The sequence below is a fragment of the Lutimonas halocynthiae genome, from assembly GCF_030409835.1.
GTDB lineage: Bacteria > Bacteroidota > Bacteroidia > Flavobacteriales > Flavobacteriaceae > Lutimonas > Lutimonas halocynthiae.
On record NZ_JAUFQO010000004.1, the window covers coordinates 612,426 to 632,292 of the forward strand.

17 protein-coding genes and 1 tRNA gene are annotated in these 19,867 nt (G+C 37.2%); 12 read left to right on the top strand and 6 right to left on the bottom strand.

Features of this window, described 5'->3' with window-relative positions; genetic code table 11:
• The first annotated feature begins 72 nt into the window (after positions 1-72).
• Positions 73-1,800, top strand: a complete 1,728-nt coding sequence (locus QWY87_RS08530; RefSeq protein ID WP_290290265.1) for a sulfatase family protein — start codon at positions 73-75, stop codon at positions 1,798-1,800.
• A 64-nt stretch (positions 1,801-1,864) separates the two neighbouring features.
• Here the strand turns inward: QWY87_RS08530 and QWY87_RS08535 are convergent, their stop codons facing one another.
• On the bottom strand, positions 1,865-2,518 hold the full coding sequence (locus tag QWY87_RS08535; RefSeq protein ID WP_290290267.1) for a hypothetical protein: 654 nt from the start codon (positions 2,516-2,518) through the stop codon (positions 1,865-1,867).
• 283 nt (positions 2,519-2,801) lie between these two features.
• On the opposite strand from QWY87_RS08535, the gene QWY87_RS08540 reads away from it, so the two are divergent.
• Complete coding sequence (locus QWY87_RS08540) at positions 2,802-3,305, top strand: outer membrane beta-barrel protein (protein ID WP_290290268.1); 504 nt, start codon at positions 2,802-2,804, stop codon at positions 3,303-3,305.
• A gap of 75 nt (positions 3,306-3,380) precedes the next feature.
• Complete coding sequence (corA, locus tag QWY87_RS08545; RefSeq protein ID WP_290290269.1) at positions 3,381-4,445, top strand: magnesium/cobalt transporter CorA; 1,065 nt, start codon at positions 3,381-3,383, stop codon at positions 4,443-4,445.
• A 44-nt stretch (positions 4,446-4,489) separates the two neighbouring features.
• Here corA and QWY87_RS08550 read toward each other — a convergent pair whose 3' ends face one another.
• From QWY87_RS08550 to QWY87_RS08560, 3 genes are all read right to left on the bottom strand, one after another.
• Positions 4,490-5,500, bottom strand: coding sequence for a LacI family DNA-binding transcriptional regulator (locus QWY87_RS08550; protein ID WP_290290271.1), 1,011 nt, complete (start codon positions 5,498-5,500; stop codon positions 4,490-4,492).
• Positions 5,501-6,309: 809 nt separating this feature from the next.
• A tRNA-Leu gene (locus QWY87_RS08555) sits at positions 6,310-6,394 on the bottom strand.
• Between the two features lie 70 nt (positions 6,395-6,464).
• Positions 6,465-7,817 carry a Gfo/Idh/MocA family protein gene (locus tag QWY87_RS08560; protein ID WP_290290273.1) on the bottom strand — a complete coding sequence of 451 codons (1,353 nt, stop codon included), beginning with the start codon at positions 7,815-7,817 and terminating at the stop codon, positions 6,465-6,467.
• A 108-nt stretch (positions 7,818-7,925) separates the two neighbouring features.
• Between QWY87_RS08560 and QWY87_RS08565 the strand changes: the two genes are divergently transcribed.
• Both QWY87_RS08565 and QWY87_RS08570 read left to right on the top strand, forming a co-directional pair.
• Entirely contained in the window at positions 7,926-9,323 is a 1,398-nt protein-coding gene (locus QWY87_RS08565; protein WP_290290275.1) for a dipeptidase, read from the top strand.
• 2 nt (positions 9,324-9,325) lie between these two features.
• The gene (locus QWY87_RS08570) at positions 9,326-9,958 is read left to right on the top strand and encodes a sulfotransferase family 2 domain-containing protein (protein WP_290290277.1); all 633 of its coding nucleotides are present in this window, start codon (positions 9,326-9,328) and stop codon (positions 9,956-9,958) included.
• Here QWY87_RS08570 and QWY87_RS08575 read toward each other — a convergent pair whose 3' ends face one another.
• A complete protein-coding gene (locus tag QWY87_RS08575; protein ID WP_290290279.1) occupies positions 9,959-10,540 on the bottom strand; it encodes a PhnA domain-containing protein in 582 nt (193 codons plus the stop codon).
• Positions 10,541-10,664: 124 nt separating this feature from the next.
• Positions 10,665-11,432: an FkbM family methyltransferase gene (locus tag QWY87_RS08580; RefSeq protein ID WP_290290280.1), complete on the bottom strand. Its 768-nt coding sequence runs from the start codon at positions 11,430-11,432 to the stop codon at positions 10,665-10,667.
• A gap of 177 nt (positions 11,433-11,609) precedes the next feature.
• On the opposite strand from QWY87_RS08580, the gene QWY87_RS08585 reads away from it, so the two are divergent.
• The 7 genes from QWY87_RS08585 (at position 11,610) to QWY87_RS08615 (ending at position 19,851) form a co-directional block, all read left to right on the top strand.
• Positions 11,610-12,713: a DUF4407 domain-containing protein gene (locus QWY87_RS08585; protein WP_290290281.1), complete on the top strand. Its 1,104-nt coding sequence runs from the start codon at positions 11,610-11,612 to the stop codon at positions 12,711-12,713.
• A 35-nt stretch (positions 12,714-12,748) separates the two neighbouring features.
• On the top strand, positions 12,749-13,249 hold the full coding sequence (locus QWY87_RS08590; RefSeq protein ID WP_290290283.1) for a GNAT family N-acetyltransferase: 501 nt from the start codon (positions 12,749-12,751) through the stop codon (positions 13,247-13,249).
• A gap of 154 nt (positions 13,250-13,403) precedes the next feature.
• Complete coding sequence (lhpI, locus tag QWY87_RS08595) at positions 13,404-14,354, top strand: bifunctional Delta(1)-pyrroline-2-carboxylate/Delta(1)-piperideine-2-carboxylate reductase (protein ID WP_290290284.1); 951 nt, start codon at positions 13,404-13,406, stop codon at positions 14,352-14,354.
• Positions 14,355-14,422: 68 nt separating this feature from the next.
• Positions 14,423-15,445: a proline racemase family protein gene (locus QWY87_RS08600; RefSeq protein WP_290290285.1), complete on the top strand. Its 1,023-nt coding sequence runs from the start codon at positions 14,423-14,425 to the stop codon at positions 15,443-15,445.
• A gap of 5 nt (positions 15,446-15,450) precedes the next feature.
• Positions 15,451-16,365, top strand: coding sequence for an aldose 1-epimerase (locus QWY87_RS08605; protein ID WP_290290287.1), 915 nt, complete (start codon positions 15,451-15,453; stop codon positions 16,363-16,365).
• A gap of 11 nt (positions 16,366-16,376) precedes the next feature.
• Complete coding sequence (locus QWY87_RS08610) at positions 16,377-19,412, top strand: aminotransferase class III-fold pyridoxal phosphate-dependent enzyme (RefSeq protein WP_290290289.1); 3,036 nt, start codon at positions 16,377-16,379, stop codon at positions 19,410-19,412.
• Between the two features lie 10 nt (positions 19,413-19,422).
• Positions 19,423-19,851 carry a YybH family protein gene (locus QWY87_RS08615; RefSeq protein WP_290290291.1) on the top strand — a complete coding sequence of 143 codons (429 nt, stop codon included), beginning with the start codon at positions 19,423-19,425 and terminating at the stop codon, positions 19,849-19,851.
• The last annotated feature ends 16 nt before the right edge of the window (positions 19,852-19,867 follow it).

The window sequence follows — 19,867 nt, forward strand, 5'->3', positions numbered from 1 at the left end:
TAAAGGCGCCCTGTTAGAAGGCATCGACCATCCTTGCAACCAAAAATATTAACCATTTATCAACATCAAAATATGCCTTTCAAAAACAACTTATTAAGCTTTTATATTATATTTATCATTGCAGGTTTTGTTTTGCAATCTTGTAGTAAAAGCAAAAATAAGACTGATGTAATTGTAATTTCTAATTCTCTTAGTCAAGATCTAAATAGTAAACCCAATATTTTATGGATTGTTGCTGAAGACCTGAGTGCATATATTCCGTCTTTTGGAGATTCAACCGTTGTTACCCCAAATTTGAGTAAGCTTGCGCAAGAAGGTGTCTGTTATGATAATTTCTATTCTCCTCATCCTGTTTGTGCTCCGGCCAGAGCTGCTATCATTACCGGAATGTATGCCAATAGTATAGGTGCAAGTCATATGAGAACCGGACCCTGGTTCGGCGGTAAACCTTCAGAGGAGTTCTTGATAAATTATCAAAAAAACGCGATGCCTGAAAACATCAAACCCTATGAGGCAGTCCCATCAGCACAGGTTAAAATGTTTACAGAATACCTGAGAAAAGAAGGTTACTATTGCTCAAACAATAGCAAAGAAGATTATCAATTCCTTAAAACACCCACTGCATGGGATGAAAGTGGTGCAAAGGCCCATTGGAGAAATAGACATGACAAGCAGCCATTCTTTTCAGTATTTAATATCGGCATAACGCATGAGGCTCAAATATGGAAGAAAGAAAACGATTCCTTGTGGGTTGATAGTAATCTTAAGGTACCTATTCCTCCTTATTTACCAGATACCGACATTGCCAAAAAGGATATCCGTCGTATGTATTCGAATATAAAAGAAATGGATGCTCAGGTAGGCAAAATTTTAAATGAACTAAAAGAAGATGGCTTGTTAGAGAATACCATCATATTTTGGTATACAGATCACGGCGGGCCACTTCCGAGGCAAAAAAGGCTATTATATGATTCTGGAATCAAAGTTCCAATGATCATAAGATTTCCAAATCCACAACAATCACATCAAAGAGACAACAGAATGATCAGTTTTATTGATCTGGCACCTACCCTTATGTCTCTTGCCAAAATTGAACCTCCTCAATATATGCAGGGGAAGGCTTTTCTTGGTGAGTACAAACGCAGAATAGAACCGCAATATGTATATGGAGCTGCCGATAGATTTGATGAAACCACTGACCATGTCAGAAGTGTAAGAGATAAAAATTTCAAATACATCAAATACTACGATCCCGAAAAACCCATGTTTCTTGAAGTCACTTATAGAAATCAAATGCCTATCATGCAGGAACTACTTCGTTTAAAAAAGGAAGGTAATTTAAACAAAGACCAGGCCTTGTGGTTCAGAGAGAAAAAACCAAACGAAGAGCTCTTTGATATTCAAAATGATCCCTATGAAATTCATGATCTATCCCAAGATTCTTCATATAAATCGATATTAGGGAAAATGAGAAAGGCTTGTGAAAATTGGACAGATGAAATTAATGATACCGGCCTAATTCCTGAAGAAGCATTAATAGCCAGGCTTCATCCCCATGGTATTCAGCCGCAGACAGAAGCAATTCAGGTGCAGCTGCAAAATGGAAAAATCGATTTATACTCGGAGACTGAAGGAGCTTCAATTGGGTATAAAATTGTTAAAAATGGCATCAATCCAGCTAATCTTTCATGGACGATTTATTCCAGGCCCATTACTTTAAATTCGAATGAAAGACTTTTGGCGATAGCACATCGAATTGGTTACCTGCCAAGTGAGGTTTTACAATACAATTCGCATTGATGTGAATTATTCAGAAATAAAAAAAGCTCCCTATGGGAGCTTTTTATTCTAAATCTAATAAGACCTATTTATTTTTGCCTTCAAACTCCTTAGCCAGTTTCTCAGCATATTTTGGTGCTACTTCTGAAGCTGATTTAGGATCGGTAATATTTACAGATATCACAGCGATCATTTGATCTCCGGGTCTGTCTAAATCAAAAACCACCGTTTCTAATTTATAAATGTCAGATTCATATGTTCTTGACGATGCAGGAACATAAGATCCTCCATAACCATAAGGAGAATGATAAGACCCATAATAACCATTAAACCCTCCATAGTAGCCGCTGCTATAGCCTCCACTTGAAGTAGTTTTTATCTCTGTCTTCATATCTTTAATTACAGTTAAAACAATACCATTGATTCCTTGCTTTGAAAGATCTGCCACTAGTGCATCAATTTGATCTGGAGTCATTTTAAGGTTTAAATTCAATTCAGGAAATTTTTTATAGCTCTCTACGGCATCAACACCTCCTGCTTTTAATTGTTTTACAATTTCCTGTTCAAAACGCTGTCTTCCAACAACATCATCTACTCTTGCCATAACAACAAAGTGATCTGATTTTGATTCTGCTATATCAGGCGCATGCCATGAATCTGTTACGCTCACAGAAGGTCCACAACTGACCATTATCAAAATTGCTCCAAAAAGTGTAAATAGGCTTGTTAGTTTTTTCATCACTGTTGTTTTAAATTTCTTATTTATAAAGCACAAAATACGTGCCTAAAGCAAAAATACGAATTAATTAACGTAAGACATTCTTAAGGCTTTCATAAAATATGATATGAATTAATAAAAATAAATGAATTCTTTGCATTTGAAAAGTATCTTAAAAACACAATTATGTTTATACTCGTGTATATAGTATTTTTGCCGTTATGCATGCCAATTATAAGCAATCATTATGAGTATCTATTACAATAGGGTGACTAAATTATTGCTCCGCACAATAATGTACACAATGCTGCTTATACCAGTTATTGCCGCAGCGCAACTAAATGCTAATATATCTAGAGATGCTGAAAAAAAAGGTTTCATGAGTCTGGCTGGAAGTTACGGTCAGGTCTTTGAGCGTGATGCTCATTTTTTCGGCTTCAGCGGAGAGTATAGTCGTCGATTAAACAAAGTACCTATCGGTATCGCAGGTAGTTTAATGTGGGATCAGGAAACCGATGTCAAAAAAGATAAGGTTGTGAGTACTTTTACTGCGGCAATAACAGGATCATACCTTATCAGCGAACGTTGGTCAGTGGGTACGGGTTTAGGAAAAGGATTTATGGATACTGATAATAAAGACAAAAATTATAAATTCACCAGTGGAGACTGGAGTACAGCACTCTTCTTCGGCTATTTAATTCCATTAAACCTAAAAAGTTCTTTAGGTCTATCAGCCTCCTACGAATATAATATAAGTGGGAAAGAAACTTCATTTAGTATTGACCTCTCTTACGGGTTTACTATGTAAATGAGCTGATCGACATTTATTTTGAGTAGTATTCTGCAAAAATGATTACTTTGGACTTAATTAATCATTTGCTTTATGGCAGGATATTTAAAAACATCTAAAGACGAAATTGGCCTTTCTCCTCAAGAACTTATTTTTAGAGGTAAAAGAAAAATAGATGAAGTACTTCTCAGAAGTATCGAATTTAATGAGTCAAGCGTTGAGGAAAATCTGATTGAATCAGCAAAGAATTTACCAGAGTCCTCATCAAATAATGCGGTTACCTGGATAAATGTTGATGGTCTTCATGATCTTCAGCTTATAAAAGATATTGGAGACACGCTAGATTTAGACCGGCTCTTACTGGCCGATGTTTTGGAGACAAATGCTAGACCAAAAATTCATGAATATGAAAAATGGATCTTTCTTTCACTAAAAATGGTTCAATACAATGAAGAGAATGAACATTTTTCAGTTGAAAATCTCAGTATTATGTTCAATCACAATGTTTTGATTTCCTTTCAGGAAAAAAAAGGAGACGTATTTGAGCCCGTTCGTGAGAGAATAAGAAATCATAAAAGAACACTAAGGGATTCTAAAACCGACTATCTGGCATTTGCTCTTTTAGATACGGTTATCGATCATTATTTGTACGTGCTTAGTTTATTTGGAGAGAAGATAGAATCCTTTGAGGATGTTATACTTGATAAACCAGACAAGAACGTTATAGAACAAATCAATCTGTTTAAAAAAGAACTCAATTATATTCGAAAAGGTATCAAACCCGCCAGGGAAATGGCTCTGGCATTGTCTAAAATAGAATCTGATTTCATTCATAAAAAGAATGATGTACATTTCAAGGAATTGGTTAGCAATATGAATCAAGCAAGCGACACCTTGGATAGTTATCGTGAATTATTATCTGACCAACTGAATATTTACCATATGATCATCAGCAGTAAACTGAATGATATCATGAAGTTTCTGACCATTTTTTCTGTCATTTTTATACCCTTAACCTTTATCGCCGGTATATACGGCACCAACTTTGAATTTCTACCCGAATTACAAATTAAATACGGGTATTTTATAATGCTTGGGGTAATGGCCGTTATTACGATCTTGATGTTATTCTATTTTAAAAGAAAAAAGTGGCTGTAATGTAGAAGGTTTGGTCAACACAATTGCGGAAAAGAAAGACCCAATTAATTCTTTGTGGTTCCCCTTTTTATCAATGTTGTTTCTATGACGGTTGTAGCATATTCCAATTTATCATTTTTGAGCCTCTCAATCAGTTTAGAAGTGGACACCTTACCTATATCTTTTCCATGCTGACTTATAGTAGTCAAAGGAGGATTACTATTCATAGACAAAAGACCATTTGTAAAACCAATTATTGAAATCTCTTCAGGAATTTTAAAGCCTAACCGAGAAGCAATATTGATGGCTGAAATACCAGTAAGTTCATTTGCAGCGATGATCCCATCAATCTTCTCACTTTTCAGAACCGCGTTTAAATCAGATGAAAAATCTTTGTATTCCTCAAAATGCAATACGTGTTCAGATAAACTCTTTCTTTCTGAAAGTGCATAGGAATAGCCTCTGTACCGGTCTTTTCCTATCGAAGTTGTACTGATAGGAGATATAAATAAAATATTTTTTGCGCCTGACTTAATGAGCACCTTTGTTGCATTATAGGTTGATTCAAAATCATTGATTACCACTTTATCACATTTGATACGATCATCTATTCTGTCAAATAAAGTCACCGGTATACCTTTGGATATCGTCTCATTAACATGCATATAAAGCCCCTGTTCTTGAGATTCTTTGCATAAAGCCATGATGATGCCGTCAACATTTCCCTGAGACAACATATCAAGTGTCGCTTTCTCCTTTGTAAAAGATTCATTGGAAAAACAGGTCAATATATTATAGCCCTGATCACTCGCTTCTCTTTCGATACCTCGTAAAACTCTAATAAAAAATGGGGCACGCATATCAGGAATAATTACACCAAGAATCTTTGTTCTTTTTGTTTTTAGCCCCTGAGCAAGTAAATTGGGAGAGTAATTATACTTAATCGCAGCAGTCTTGACCTTCTTTTTAGTGGCCTCACTAATCTCGTAACTATCATTTAAAGCTTTAGAAACTGTTGAAACAGACACTTTTAAAATAGCCGCTAACTCTTTTAGGGTTATCTTTTTATTTTTCATCACTCGGGTAGATCATTTTATTGCTGCCCGGTGAAGGTACTAAAAAATACAAAATGTCAAAAAACTAAATTTTTAACTTTCTGAAATAGATTCCGTTTTCGTCTTTATACTTCTACTAATTGAAAATAAGGGCTTCCTCTTTAAGAGGAATTAAAACTGATGCTATCAATTCATAAAAAAAGCTTCTCGAAATGAGAAGCTTTTTTGTTGGTGCGGGCAGGATGGAGCGTTAAGAAAATGTCTAGTAGACATTTTTAGCGAACAGGCCAGATGGCGCATGGATCGCCCGCTCTTTCGCTTTATAAAGCCCATGATTTTAATGTATAAAAAAAGCCCTTCGATATGAAGAGCTTCTTTGTGCGGGCAGGACGGAGCGTAAAGAAAATGTCTCGCAGACATTTTTAGTGACGGGCCAGATGGCGCTCGGATCGCCCGCCAAACTAGTTTCCTTTATCTTGATAAAATAAAAAAAGCTTCTCGAAATGAGAAGCTTTTTTATTGGTGCGGGCAGGACGGAACGTTAGAAAATGTCTCGCAGACATTTTTAGTGAACCTGCCTGCCGGAAGGCAGGCGGGCCAGATGGCGCATGGATCGCCCGCTACTTAGATTAATAAAACACATAAATATAATGTATAAAAAAAGCCCTTCGATATGAAGAGCTTCTTTGTGCGGGCAGGACGGAACGTAAAGAAAATGTCTCGCAGACATTTTTAGTGACGGGCCAGATAGCGCCAGGATCGCCCGCCAAACCAGTTTCCTTTATCTTCATAAAATAAAAAAAGCTTCTCTAAATGAGAAGCTTTTAAGTTGGTGCGGGCGAAAGGACTCGAACCTTCACACCGTGAGGCACTAGATCCTAAGTCTAGCGTGTCTACCAATTTCACCACGCCCGCGAAATTTGGATTGCAAATATAATCATTTTTGCAAATTAGCAAACAAAGTTTTGGAAATTTGTTATCGTTTTTAAAAAGAATCTTTGATCCAGTTATAAGGCTGTCTTTTCACCCATAAACCCCTTGTGAAATCAGGGAAATCCTGAGGAGCACCATTGTTCTCAATAGACAGCTCTGATAAGGGTGTAATGGCACTCCAAGCCGCAGCATCATATGCATCAATTGGAGGTGCAATTTGTTGTTTAACTGATTCAACAAATGCGTGAATTACAAAGAAATCCATACCCCCATGCCCGGCTCCAGAAGCATGTTCACCGTATTTAACCCATAAAGGGTGGTCATATTTTTTCAACCATGGGTCGGCATCATCCCATTTATGGGGTTCTGAAACCCCTTCAACATAAACACGGCTGCCGTCCACTTCCCAAAGACCTTTCGTCCCTTGAACCCGGAATCCCAGCGAATAGGGTCTGGGTAAACTCGTGTCATGCGTAATAATGATGGTTTCGCCGTTAGCAGTTTCTATAGTGCTGGTAATGACATCTCCCATTTTAAAATTTAATTTTGCATTCGGATGATCTTTTCCTCCATTTTCCACTATATAATTATGCAGGCCTCTGCTCTTTGTAGCATGTGAGGTCATCGAAACAAACCTGTTGCCTCGATTGATATTTGTCATGGCTGCTATCGGTCCTACTCCATGTGTTGGATAAACGTCAGCATTACGCAATAGGGAATGCTGTGTTCTCCATTTTGACTCTGAAATTCCTTTGTCACCAAATTCAACACCTTTTCCATAGGCAGATTTGCCATCGTTAAGTTTTACAAAACGCAAATCATGCTGATAGCCGCATCTAAAATGCATCATCTCTCCAAATACATTTTGCCTGACCATATTCAATACTGCCAAAACATCTCTTCTGTAATTCACATTTTCAAGTAGCATTAAATGCGTACCTGTTTGTTCATGGGTATTTACCAAATCCCAGCACTCTTCCATGGTATTAGCAGCTGATACTTCGAGCCCGGTATATTTACCAGCGAGCATCGCGTCTTTTGCCATTCTGGTATGCCATAACCAAGGTGTTGCAATGATAACAGCATCAAGGTCTTGAAGCTCCAATAAATTTTTATAATCCAGTTCGTTCTTTCCAAAAACCTCGGGTTTCTTTTTACCTGCTTTTTCTATAAGATCCAGATTAAGATCAATTCTGTTTTGATCGATATCACAGATTGCCATAACCTGCACATCATCTCTGGAAAGAAGGTTATTGAGATGATTGGTTCCTCTTAAGCCTACACCTATTAAACCAATATTGACTGAAGACTTTTTATCTGGTGTAGCAAAAATTAAATTAGGTGCCAAACTCAACCCAGCTCCTATAAAGCTTGCATTTTGAATAAATGATCTTCTTGACTTCATTCCTTGTATTTTTGATTGTAAAATATTCTTTTTTTAAATCTTATAGACCTTAAAAATAGGTCTTTTCTTTTGTCTATATTTGTTTCTGTAAAAAAAAACTATCCTCATATGTCTGCCATAAAATCCTATATTGATCAAAACAAACAACGGTTTATTGATGAATTATTGAACTTATTAAGAATTCCTTCTGTAAGTGCAGATAAAGCATTTAAGAATGATGTTTTAAAAACGGCTGACGCTGTAAAAGCAGCTCTAAATCAGGCAGGATGTAAAATGGTTGAGATTTGTGAAACACCCGGTTATCCTATCGTCTACGGGGAGCATATAATTGATGAAAAATTACCTACAGTTTTGGTTTATGGTCATTATGATGTGCAGCCTGCCGACCCCATTGAACTGTGGGATTCTCCACCTTTCGAACCAGTAATTAAAAAAACAGAAACCCATCCTGAAGGAGCTATTTACGCCAGAGGATCTTGTGATGACAAGGGTCAAATGTACATGCATATAAAGGCTTTTGAAGTGATGATGCAGCTTGATATACTTCCTTGTAATATCAAGTTTATGATAGAAGGTGAAGAAGAAGTAGGTTCTGAAAGTCTGGAATGGTTCGTAAAAAGAAATCAATCCAAATTGAGTAATGATGTGATTCTAATCTCTGACACTGGAATGATTTCTAATGAGCAACCCTCAATTACAACTGGGTTAAGAGGTCTTAGCTATGTAGAAGTTGAAGTTACCGGACCTAACAGAGATCTTCATTCAGGTCTTTACGGCGGTGCTGTAGCCAATCCAATCAACATACTGACAAAAATGATTGCCTCTTTGCACGATGAGAATAATCATATTACGATTCCCGGATTCTATGACAAGGTTATTGAAGCGAGCCCAGAAGAAAGAACAGAAATGGCAAAAGCGCCTTTTTCATTAGACGCCTATAAAAATGCATTAGATATTGAAGATGTTTATGGAGAAACGAGCTATTCGACAAACGAAAGAAATTCTATAAGACCTACCCTAGATGTAAATGGTATTTGGGGTGGATACATTGGTGAAGGCGCCAAAACGGTTATTGCCAGTAAAGCCTATGCTAAAATTTCCATGCGTTTGGTTCCAGATCAGGATCCTGATGAAATTACCAATTTATTTGTTGAGCATTTTGAAAAAATTGCACCTAACGTTGTGAAAGTCAAAGTAAGCCCTCATCATGGTGGACATCCTTATGTTACACCAATTGATAATATTGGATACCAGGCGGCTAATAAAGCTTATTCAGAAACATTTGGTGTTCCGGCGATTCCTCAAAGATCAGGTGGGAGCATTCCAATAGTTGCTTTATTTGAAAAGGAATTGAAAAGCAAAACTATTTTAATGGGCTTTGGTCTTGATAGTGACGCCATCCATTCACCCAATGAGCACTACGGGGTATTTAATTATTTAAAAGGAATTGAAACCATTCCCTTGTTCCATCATTATTTTACAGAATTATATAATAAGGAATCATAGTAATGCTCATATCTGACTCAAATAAGTTCATTTTTGTTCATATAAGAAAGGCTGCCGGGAGCAGCATTAGAGATACGCTAGAGCCTTTAAGTATAAAACCTGCTAAGAAATTAGCATCAAAAGTTAAAAGCAGGTTACTTAAAACAGAAGCTGATTATCAAAAATTTGCCTACAGACAACACAGTGACATTTTAAAAGTGAAAAAATTAATGCCAAAAGCAATTTTTGACGCTTATTTTAAATTCGCCTTCATCAGAAACCCTTGGAAACGACTTGTATCAGAATATGAATTTATCAAGCGAACACCCAGTCATGGCCGATTCAAGAAAGTGAACAAAATGGGTTTTGACGAGTATATCGTTTATCAATCAAAAAGAGGCGATGCCCATATGGTTAATATGCTGTGTGATAAAAACGGGATATTACAAATGGATTTTATCGGTAGATTTGAGAACCTACAGGAAGATTGGAATTACATATGTTCAAAACTCAATATTGAAAACAAACAATTGACCCATCGTAAAAGAGGAGATAAAATTGATTATTCCCAATACTTCAATCAAAAAAACAAAGATCTGGTAGCTAAATTATGGTCAAAAGATATTGAAACTTTTAACTATAGCTACGAGGATTGATCAACCTATTTTCTTAACGTATTTGGTAATTATCACAATTTGAGTTGGGCCTACTTTCCCTTCAATAAATTCTGCATTGTCTCTATCCAAAGAAATTCGCCTAACAGCCGTACCTTGCTTTGCAACCAGGCTTGATCCCTTAACTTTTAAATCTTTAATCAAGACTACAGAATCTCCAGTTTTTAGTACAACGCCATTTACATCCCTATGAATAATTTCAGTTTCAGGCTCTACATCCTCACCAGTTGCTTTTGCCCAAGCCAAATTGTCTTCATCCAGATACATCATATCTAATAGATCTTGTGGCCAGCCCTCTGATTTTAGTCTTGTCAGCATTCTCCAGGCCACAACTTGAACAGCAGCAACCTCACTCCACATGCAATCATTTAAACAGCGCCAGTGGTTCACCTCGACATGATCAGGATTCTCAATTTGATCAGAACATGTATCGCAAACCAAAATACTATTACTTTCATCAGCTGATGACGTCGGCGGAACTTCGTAAACATTTAATTGCGCTTCAGAAGCACATAACTCACATTTAGTACCACTTCTTTGTTCTAATTTCTTTAATAAACTCATAGGCTGTCAAATAAGATGATAAAAGTACATTTAAATACTTGGTTAAACCCAAAACTGCTTGTGTAACAATAATAATTAATCTTTACACTTTAAACTATAATCCTATAGGCATATCACCTGCAGCTTAGATGGGCAATATCACCTGATTATAATGAAGTTTCTTATCCATTTTATAGTTTAAAGATAATATGTTGTCTCTGAACCATTCACTCTTGGTAAAACCATGATCATCTTCTAATACTATGATGGGTTTACATCTCTTTATCGTTTCCAAAGCGCCCATTAAAGCCTGCTTTTCAAAGCCCTCAATGTCTAGCTGTAGTATTGAAATATTTCTGTCTTTTGGCACAGATCCATCTATCGTCAGGATATCAATTTGTTCAGTTGTCCCTGCTTCTTTATCTTGATCAGCTATTGTACTTGAACCTCCAAGACTCACCCCCTTCTTATCTTTAGTTGTCAAACTAATAATCGAAGGCGCATCTCCTAATCCAGCATTTAAAAGTGTCACATTCTGAATGTCATTTAGCAGCATCGTAATCTGAGTACACCTATAACTTTCTGGATTAGGTTCAAATGCCCAAATCTTTGCTTTATCAGAGATACCTCTTGAAATTCCTGGCAAAAAATCACCAAAAAATGTACCTGCATGAACAATATCTCCATCTTTAGCATTCTCTGCCATAAACTGAATGGTATCAGGTTCAAAAACCTGCCCTTTAAGAATTTTTTGATTCAAGGTTCTGTGTTGTGATGAAACCGGCATACAATAAGCGCCGTATTTGTTATAAGCAACATTTACATTCAGCACTTCAGCCAAATCCTTTGGAACCAGGTTATAGTTGTTTATGGCCTCAAATTTTTTTCCAAATAATTTATTAAATATTCCCATGTCTAAAAGACTAAATCAATTATTATTCTATGTATAAATAAGTCTGAAAGAAATTGATTCAGAACATGCAAAACTAAGGAATCAGAAAACTTTAACAAAACTTTACCATAACGAAAACAATAAACGGGCAACATATAGGAGAATAATTACGTTGTTTCTAACTAAACCCTCCTCATCATGATAAAAGAATTCTTTTGGATGTGCTCTGGCGCAGACACCGACCTTCTTCAGGAAAGTCCTAAATCAGAACAGATTAAATATGCCGGTATTGGTGGCACTGTATTTTTTACAGCTGTCATGGCATTTGTATCGAGTGCATATGCCTTATACACTGTTTTTGATACTGTTTATATGGCAGTATTATTTGGTATAATATGGGGCTTGCTCATTTTTAACCTGGATAGATTCATTGTCGGAACCATAAAAAAACGGGATTCCTTTTGGAAGGAATTTCTTCAGGCTTCTCCCCGATTGGTTTTAGCCTTGATCATTGCCATCGTTATTTCTAAACCTTTGGAATTAAAAATATTTGAAAAGGAAATAGATAGGGTGTTATTGGAACAAAAAAATAATATGACGCTGTTAAATCAGGATCAGATCGCCCAGCAATTCACACCTGAGATACAAAGAGTTGAAGCCGACATCAAATCTATTGAGGCTAATATTATTGCTAAAGAGACTGAAGTCAACGCCTTATACGATACTTATATTACTGAAGCGGAAGGAACACAAGGCACTATGAAACTTGGTAAGGGCCCGGTGTATGAAGAAAAAAGAGAAAAGCATGATGCCCAGCTTAAAGAACTACAGCAATTAAAAGATAGCAGTGCCACAAAAATAGCACGGAAAGAAATGGTTCTATTAGATTTGAGGGAGAAACAAAAACTGCAAACTGCCAATAGCCAACCCATTATTGATGGATTTGACGGCTTAATGGCCAGGATTAATGCACTTGAAGAACTACCCTCTTTGCCATCAATGTTTATACTATTGTTATTTATTGCGATTGAAACAGCGCCAGTCTTTGCGAAAATTATGGCTCCTAAAGGTGCCTATGACCTTAAGTTTGAGGAACAGGAAGAAACGCTAAAAGCCTGGGTAGCTCAACAAAAAAATCAGAGGGATGCTGTTTTGACTACTGACATTTCATTAAATGAAAAAGTCTATTACGACGTAGCCAAGGATGAGGAGATTTACGACTATAAAAAACAAAAAGCCAAGGACTTGCTGAAGTTACAATCAGATAGTTTTTATAAGAAACAAAGTGATGTTTTAAGCTAAAAATTTAATTTATATTTGGGGGAAAATCTATCCTAATGAATGTAATTTCGACTGACAGGCTGCTGATCAATAGAATCACACTAGATGATGCTGGTTTTATTTTAAAGTTAATGAATGACAAAGACTGGATTAAAAATATTGGAGACAGAGGCATCCGAACCATTGAGGAGACAGAAGAATATATTCGGACTCGTTTTTTAAAGACTTATGATGAAGTTGGTTTCGGGTTTTACAGTCTGATCCGCAAAAGTGACCAACAGATTATTGGCATTGCTGGCCTTGTTGATAGAGAAGGGCTTGATCACATAGACATAGGATACGGAATGCTCCCGGAGTTTAGAGGCAAGGGTTATGCATTTGAGGCCACCAAAGCAGTTTATGACTATGGCTATAAGGATCTAAAACTTGATAAAATTATTGCCATAGTAAATCCGGATAATCCTTCCTCAATCAAATTATTATCGAAACTGGGCTTGGAATTTGAAAAAATGATTCGCCTTCCTGATGAAGAAATTGACATCATGCTTTTTTCCTAATAACTACATTTACCATAAACCACCCGCTTCAGGATTGCTGCCATCAAGAGCTCATTATGGTACTTTCTTAAGGCATATCTATATTATCCTATCTAATTATAAGGTAATATAGGATTAATAGGAACTAATAATTACTTTTAATCAAAAAAGCCCAATGGATCAAATTCCGTTTATTAAAAACGAATTCATGGAGTCGCATACTGACTTCAATCTACTCATCAAATCTTTAAAGGACGGTTTTGCTGAAGCATCTGTTGAAACACCCATGAGGCATCATCACGATTACAAAAATCCTGAAGAAGGAATAGATTCAACACTATTATTAATGCCCGCCTGGAGAGCAGGCAATGACATGGGCGTTAAAATAGTAACGGTCAATCCTAACAATGGGAAATACCAATTACCCGCCATTCAAGGCACCTACCTGTATATGGATGGGCATAAAGGAACTATTCGCGCCATACTGGATGCCAAGGCGCTCACAGCTAAAAGAACTGCCGCTACTTCAGCTTTAGCAGCATCCTATTTAGCCAGAGAAGATGCCTCCGTGCTTCTTATGATCGGTACCGGTGCACTTTCAAGAAATTTGATTAAGGCTCATGCCAGCATAAGACCCATTACAAAGGTGTATATCTGGGGAAGAGATTATAAAAAAGCCCAAGAAATCGCTTTAGACTTGACCCCTGATCCATTCGACATTATCGCAGTTAAAGACTATATTCCGTACCTTGGATTGGCTGATATTATTTCGTGTGCTACCTTATCAAAAACGCCTTTAGTATTTGGTCAACACCTACTTAAGGGTCAACATATAGACCTTGTTGGAGCCTATAAAAAAGATATGAGAGAAGCCGATGATGAGGCTATAATGAGGTCTGCTATATTTTTAGATACGTTTCAAGGCGGCTTAAAGGAGTCTGGCGACATTGTTATTCCGATTCAGAATGGAGTACTTGATAAAAAAGATATTAAAGCTGATTTATTCGATCTCTGTTCTGCTGCCAAAAAAGGCCGTGAATCAGAAAAGGAAATCACTTTTTTCAAATCAGTGGGTCATGCCTCTGAAGATTTGATTGCAGCGAAATACTATTTCGAACAATGGTAAAATAGTAAGTTTAAACAATAGAAAAACGAATGACTACTTATCAAAACATACGCCGTAAAAAAACCTTTATGCCTGACTCAGATTGGCTTCAGGTCAGCACTATTGATATGCATACGGGTGGTGAACCCCTAAGGGTAATTGTAGATGGTTTTCCTGAACTTAAAGGAAACTCTGTTTTGGACTACCGAAGGTATTGTAAAGAAAACTATGATTATTTGAGAACCGCATTGCTATTTGAACCAAGAGGTCATGCAGATATGTATGGTTGTATCCTAACGCCTCCGAATGATGACGAGGGAGACTTCGGTGTAATCTTTTTACATAATGAAGGCTACTCTACTATGTGCGGGCACGCTATTATCGGCCTGACCACCCTGGCCATACAAATGGAATGGGTTGAAGTTAGTGAAGGTGATCATATCATAAAAATTGATGCCCCTTGCGGCAGGATAACATCATTTGCTACAGTTGAAAATGGCATTTTAAAGGCTGTTCGATTTCATTGTGTTCCGAGTTTTGTAGCTGGTCTTGATAAAAAAGTAGCTGTTCCTGGTCTTGGCAATGTAACCTATGATCTAGCTTATGGTGGTGCCTATTATGCCTATGTCGATATGGAAAAGAACCATTTTGAATTTGATCTCTCAAAAAGTGCTTATCAGGAATTGATCAAAAAAGGAATGGATATAAAACAGGCTGTAATGAATCAAGATTCTGATATATTTCACCCTTTTGATGAAGAATTAGGCTTTTTATACGGTACGATCTTCCTGAGTAAATCAGAAAAAAAAGACGTTGACAGTAAAAATGTTTGCATTTTCGCTGATGGTGAAGTAGACAGGTCACCAACAGGGTCAGGGGTTTCGGGAAGGATGGCCATTCACTTTCTCAGAAATGAAATCGCTATAGGTGACAGCATGCATATTGAAAGCATCACAGATTCTGTATTTATCGGATCTGTTATTGATGAAGTTGATTTTGGCCCTTTTAAAGCCATAATTCCTCAAGTTGAAGGAACTGCATTTATTACTGGAATGCATACATTTGTAATAGACCCGAAAGACCCGATTAAGAACGGTTTTATTTTAAGATAAACGCTATGCATATTGAACAAGTTGTTGATTCTAATAAGTTATTAGAATACATACATATTAGAAACGAAAAAGTATCTGCTAAGATATACCCAAATCTAGGTGCTAGCCTGCAGGAATTGATGATAAACGGCCTTAGAATAATTGATGGAATCAGCCATGACAATGAAGGACTCCTTGATTATCAATCCACTTATAGGTCGTCTGTTTTATTTCCTTTTCCAAACAGAATTGAAGATGGCGCTTATGACCACCTGGGGCAGTCACACCAATTCCCCGTCAATGAAAAACCATTAAACAATGCCTTGCATGGTCTTGTTTACAACAAACAATTTAAGCTGATCAGTTCTGAGACTGCTGAAAACAGTGCCTCGGTTGTTTTGTCATATACATCAATCGGGAAAGAGCCTGGTTTCCCATTCCCCTTCGTACTTCTTTTAAGCTATCAGGTCAGTCACCAAGGAGAGGTTTCGTTAACATTTGATGTTGAGAATACTGGTGATGCTGCATTCCCAATGGGAATGGGATGGCATCCTTATTTTGCTGTCAATAATTTAGAAAATTGTCAGCTCTCATTTCCGTCAAGGGACTTTTATAAATGTAACAATAGGAATTTACCCATACAGACGGTTAAATCAGATCTTTCGAAATCATTTAAAATGGATGGTAAAACTTTTGATGATGCCTATTCACTCGAAAAAGCTACCTGTCAATTCATTGCTGATAATTATGAGCTGGAACTAAAATTTGACTATCCTGAAGATACTTATCTGCAGGTATATACGCCACCTCATCGCAAAAATATTGCCATTGAACCCATGACTACTATTGCGAACAGCTTTAATCACAAAATAGGTTTCAAAGAATTATTACCTGGTGAAAAAGATCATTGGGCCATTGAATTACATATCAGCCTTTTTTAACGACTGATTTTATGGAAGAACTCAACTATGATAACATATTAATCAAGCCGAAAAAAGCTGAAGAAATTCTTTTTCAGCAATACGGAATCAAAGGAGAAGCAAGCCCTCTTCCGGGAGAATATGACATGAATTTTAAAATTCGTGTTGACAAAAAAGATAGCTATATCTTGAAAATTTCAAGACCCGGGGTAGCAATAGAAGAATTAGATTTTCAACAAAAATTGCTACAACACCTGGCTAAAAGTAAAACAGAATTATTGGCGCCAGAACCCTTCTTGGATCTTTCTTCTGAGCTCATCGCTAAGGTCATAGATGATTATGGACGACAAAGACACACGAGGTTACTCAGTTGGATTCCAGGCCGAATGTACTATCAGATAAATCCACAAAGAGATTCTTTGAGGCTTAGTTTAGGAGAGTCTTGTGGTAAACTCACCAAAGCCCTCGAGAATTTTGATCATCCAAGTGCGCACAGAATATTTGAGTGGGATCTTGCAGCATCTTTATGGACCAGCTCACAGCTTGAACTGTTCAATGATGATCAGCAAAGAATCTTGCAATACTTTCAAAATCGATTTAAAAAGGCGCAGAAAGGATACAAATTATTGAGAAAGTCGGTGATACATAATGATCCCAATGATCATAATGTCATTGTATCATCAGATCTCAAAACGCCTGAGGTATTAGCGGCAATTGATTATGGAGATGCTATCTATACCCAATCCATAAATGATCTTGCCATTACATGTGCTTATGGCATCATGAATCAGGAAGATCCTTTATCGGCATGTGTAGCCATCATTTCAGGTTATAACAAAAGCTGGCCAATTCTTGAAAAAGAACTTGGTTTTCTATATGATTTAATCGCCATGAGGCTCGTCATCACGGTTACAAAATCTGCCATGAACAAGATTCAGGAGCCAGACAATGTCTATTTACAAGTTAGCGAAGCCAAAGCATGGGATGTATTATGGAAGTGGGAAAGTCTCAGTGCTGATTTTGTACATTTTAGCATCAGAAATGCTTGTGGCTTTTCCGGACATCCTCAAGAAGCTGCGTTTGTCAAATGGGCATCTCAAACCAAGCTGCGTATTGAAACACTTTTTCCCAGTCGCAAGTCAAAAGATTGCCTTACTCTTGACCTGAGTGTTTCGAGTAAATGGTTAGGGCATTTAAGTGATTTTGCAGATTTTGATCTTTTTGAATTTAAAATCAACAAACTTCAGCAGCAACATCCTGATAAAATTATAGCAGGCGGTTATCTCGAACCTCGAATGGTTTATACAACAGATGCCTATATGAAAATGGGCAATGAAAGGCCGGAGAGCAGAACTATACATCTTGGAATCGATTTTTGGCTACCGCCTGAAACGCCAGTACACAGTTTATTGCCTGGAGAAATCATCGTGGCAACCAATGATGAAGGAGATAAAGAATACGGTGGTTTAATCATTCTAAAACACCAGATAGATGACCTGACTTTTTATAGTCTCTATGGACACCTATCCGTTAAAAGTGCGCTTGCCAGAAAAGTGGGAGAAAAAGTTGCGCCTGGTGAATTACTTGCTTATTTGGGTGATTATCCTGAAAATGGGAACTGGCCACCTCATCTTCATTTTGAACTCATGCTCTCTTTATTAGATTATGATATTGATTTCCCGGGGGTAGCCTATAAAAGTGAGCTGGAAGTCTGGAGGAGTTTATGCCCTGATCCTAATTTGCTTTTTAAATTAGAAAGCCTAAAACCCTCTATATCTTTATCAAATTCAGACATCGTCTCCTACCGGAAAGAGCATTTGGGTAAGGGAATGAGTTTGTCTTATGATGAACCTATCCAGATCGTTCGTGGATTAGGGGCTTATTTGATAGATCAATTCGGAACGAGTTATCTGGATACGGTAAACAATGTGGCCCATGTAGGCCATGAACATGTAGCAGTAGTCAAAGCTGGGCAAGAGCAAATGGCCTTGTTGAACACCAATACAAGATACTTACATGAGAACATCCGCATACTGGCAGAAGCACTTTTGGAAACCTTTCCGCCAGAATTATCAGTTGTTCATTTTGTGAACTCCGGTAGTGAGGCCAATGAACTTGCATTACGAATGGCAAAAGTTGTTACTGGCAAAAAAGATATACTGGCATCAGAAATGGGCTATCATGGAAATACCAATGCCTGCGTAGAAATCAGTTCCTATAAGTTTGACGGAAAAGGAGGAAGTGGTTGCCCTGAGCATACACACTTGATTCCTATGCCAGATAGCTTTAGAGGAAAATACAGAGGTGTAGATTCAGGTGAAAAATATGCTCATGAAGTTGACCTTACAATTCAATCCCTTTTAAAGGCCGGAAAAGCGCCAGCGGCATTTATTATTGAACCCATTATTAGTTGTGGAGGCCAAATTGAATTACCTAAAGGGTTCTTAGGCAAGGCTTACGAGCATGTCAGAAACACTGGTGGACTTTGTATTTCAGATGAAGTGCAGGTTGGCTGTGGCAGAATAGGATCGACTTTTTGGGGTTTTCAACAACACGATGTTATTCCTGACATTGTGACGATTGGAAAACCCTTAGGGAATGGCCATCCTGTAGCTGCTGTTGTTTGCACCAGAGCTGTTGCTGATGTATTTGCGAATGGCATGGAATATTTTAATACTTTTGGTGGTAACCCAGTGTCTTGTGCAATTGCCACTGAAGTTTTACAAACCATTAAAAGAGAAAAACTGCAAGAAAATGCGCTTGAAGTGGGTAACTTCTTAAAGAAAGAACTCCTTAAAATTTCTAAAGATTTTGCCATTATTAAGGATGTAAGAGGCCAAGGTTTGTTTTTAGGCATTGAATTAACAGACAATGCGCTAAATCCCTTAGCTGATCTAACAGCCTATCTGGCAAATCGCATGAAAGACCTCGGTATTTTAATGAGCGTTGACGGCCCTGATCACAATGTTTTAAAGATCAAACCTCCTATGGTTTTTTCAAAGACTAATGCAGAACAGGTTTTACTCGGGCTAAAAAAAGTTCTTTCAGAAGACTATATGAAAATCTAAAAAATAAATGATGAAAAATCTAATCTTACTAATCAGTATTGTCTGTTTAAATTCTGTTTCAACACTCGCACAAAACGCGGATAAAGAAGCGATAAAAAACCTGCTTGAAGTTCAAAGGCAAGCCTGGAACAACTACGATATTGATGGGTTTATGGAAGGCTATTGGAAATCTGAAGACCTAAAGTTCTATGGAAGTAACGGTGTTACCTATGGATGGGACAATACCCTAGCACGTTATAAAAAAGCCTATCCCACAAAAGAACATTTTGGCACTTTAGAATTTGTTCTTAATGAAATATCCATCATAGATGAGGGCTCTTACTATGTTATGGGAGAATACCATTTGAAAAGAACCATGGGCAATGCCGATGGAATTTTTATGCTCATTCTTAAAAAAATCAAAGGAGAATGGAAGATCATTGCAGACACTTCCAGTTAATCAACTCCTATTATGA

Coding starts and splice junctions, on each gene's coding strand:
- QWY87_RS08585 (WP_290290281.1), top strand. CDS start 11,610: ATGATAAAAGAATTCTTTTGGATGTGCTCTGGCGCAGACACCGACCTT.
- QWY87_RS08575 (WP_290290279.1), bottom strand. CDS start 10,540: ATGAGTTTATTAAAGAAATTAGAACAAAGAAGTGGTACTAAATGTGAG.
- QWY87_RS08610 (WP_290290289.1), top strand. CDS start 16,377: ATGGAAGAACTCAACTATGATAACATATTAATCAAGCCGAAAAAAGCT.
- QWY87_RS08535 (WP_290290267.1), bottom strand. CDS start 2,518: ATGAAAAAACTAACAAGCCTATTTACACTTTTTGGAGCAATTTTGATA.
- QWY87_RS08605 (WP_290290287.1), top strand. CDS start 15,451: ATGCATATTGAACAAGTTGTTGATTCTAATAAGTTATTAGAATACATA.
- corA (WP_290290269.1), top strand. CDS start 3,381: ATGGCAGGATATTTAAAAACATCTAAAGACGAAATTGGCCTTTCTCCT.
- QWY87_RS08565 (WP_290290275.1), top strand. CDS start 7,926: ATGTCTGCCATAAAATCCTATATTGATCAAAACAAACAACGGTTTATT.
- QWY87_RS08580 (WP_290290280.1), bottom strand. CDS start 11,432: ATGGGAATATTTAATAAATTATTTGGAAAAAAATTTGAGGCCATAAAC.
- QWY87_RS08615 (WP_290290291.1), top strand. CDS start 19,423: ATGAAAAATCTAATCTTACTAATCAGTATTGTCTGTTTAAATTCTGTT.
- QWY87_RS08570 (WP_290290277.1), top strand. CDS start 9,326: ATGCTCATATCTGACTCAAATAAGTTCATTTTTGTTCATATAAGAAAG.
- QWY87_RS08530 (WP_290290265.1), top strand. CDS start 73: ATGCCTTTCAAAAACAACTTATTAAGCTTTTATATTATATTTATCATT.
- QWY87_RS08600 (WP_290290285.1), top strand. CDS start 14,423: ATGCCTGACTCAGATTGGCTTCAGGTCAGCACTATTGATATGCATACG.
- QWY87_RS08590 (WP_290290283.1), top strand. CDS start 12,749: ATGAATGTAATTTCGACTGACAGGCTGCTGATCAATAGAATCACACTA.
- QWY87_RS08560 (WP_290290273.1), bottom strand. CDS start 7,817: ATGAAGTCAAGAAGATCATTTATTCAAAATGCAAGCTTTATAGGAGCT.
- lhpI (WP_290290284.1), top strand. CDS start 13,404: ATGGATCAAATTCCGTTTATTAAAAACGAATTCATGGAGTCGCATACT.
- QWY87_RS08550 (WP_290290271.1), bottom strand. CDS start 5,500: ATGAAAAATAAAAAGATAACCCTAAAAGAGTTAGCGGCTATTTTAAAA.
- QWY87_RS08540 (WP_290290268.1), top strand. CDS start 2,802: ATGCTGCTTATACCAGTTATTGCCGCAGCGCAACTAAATGCTAATATA.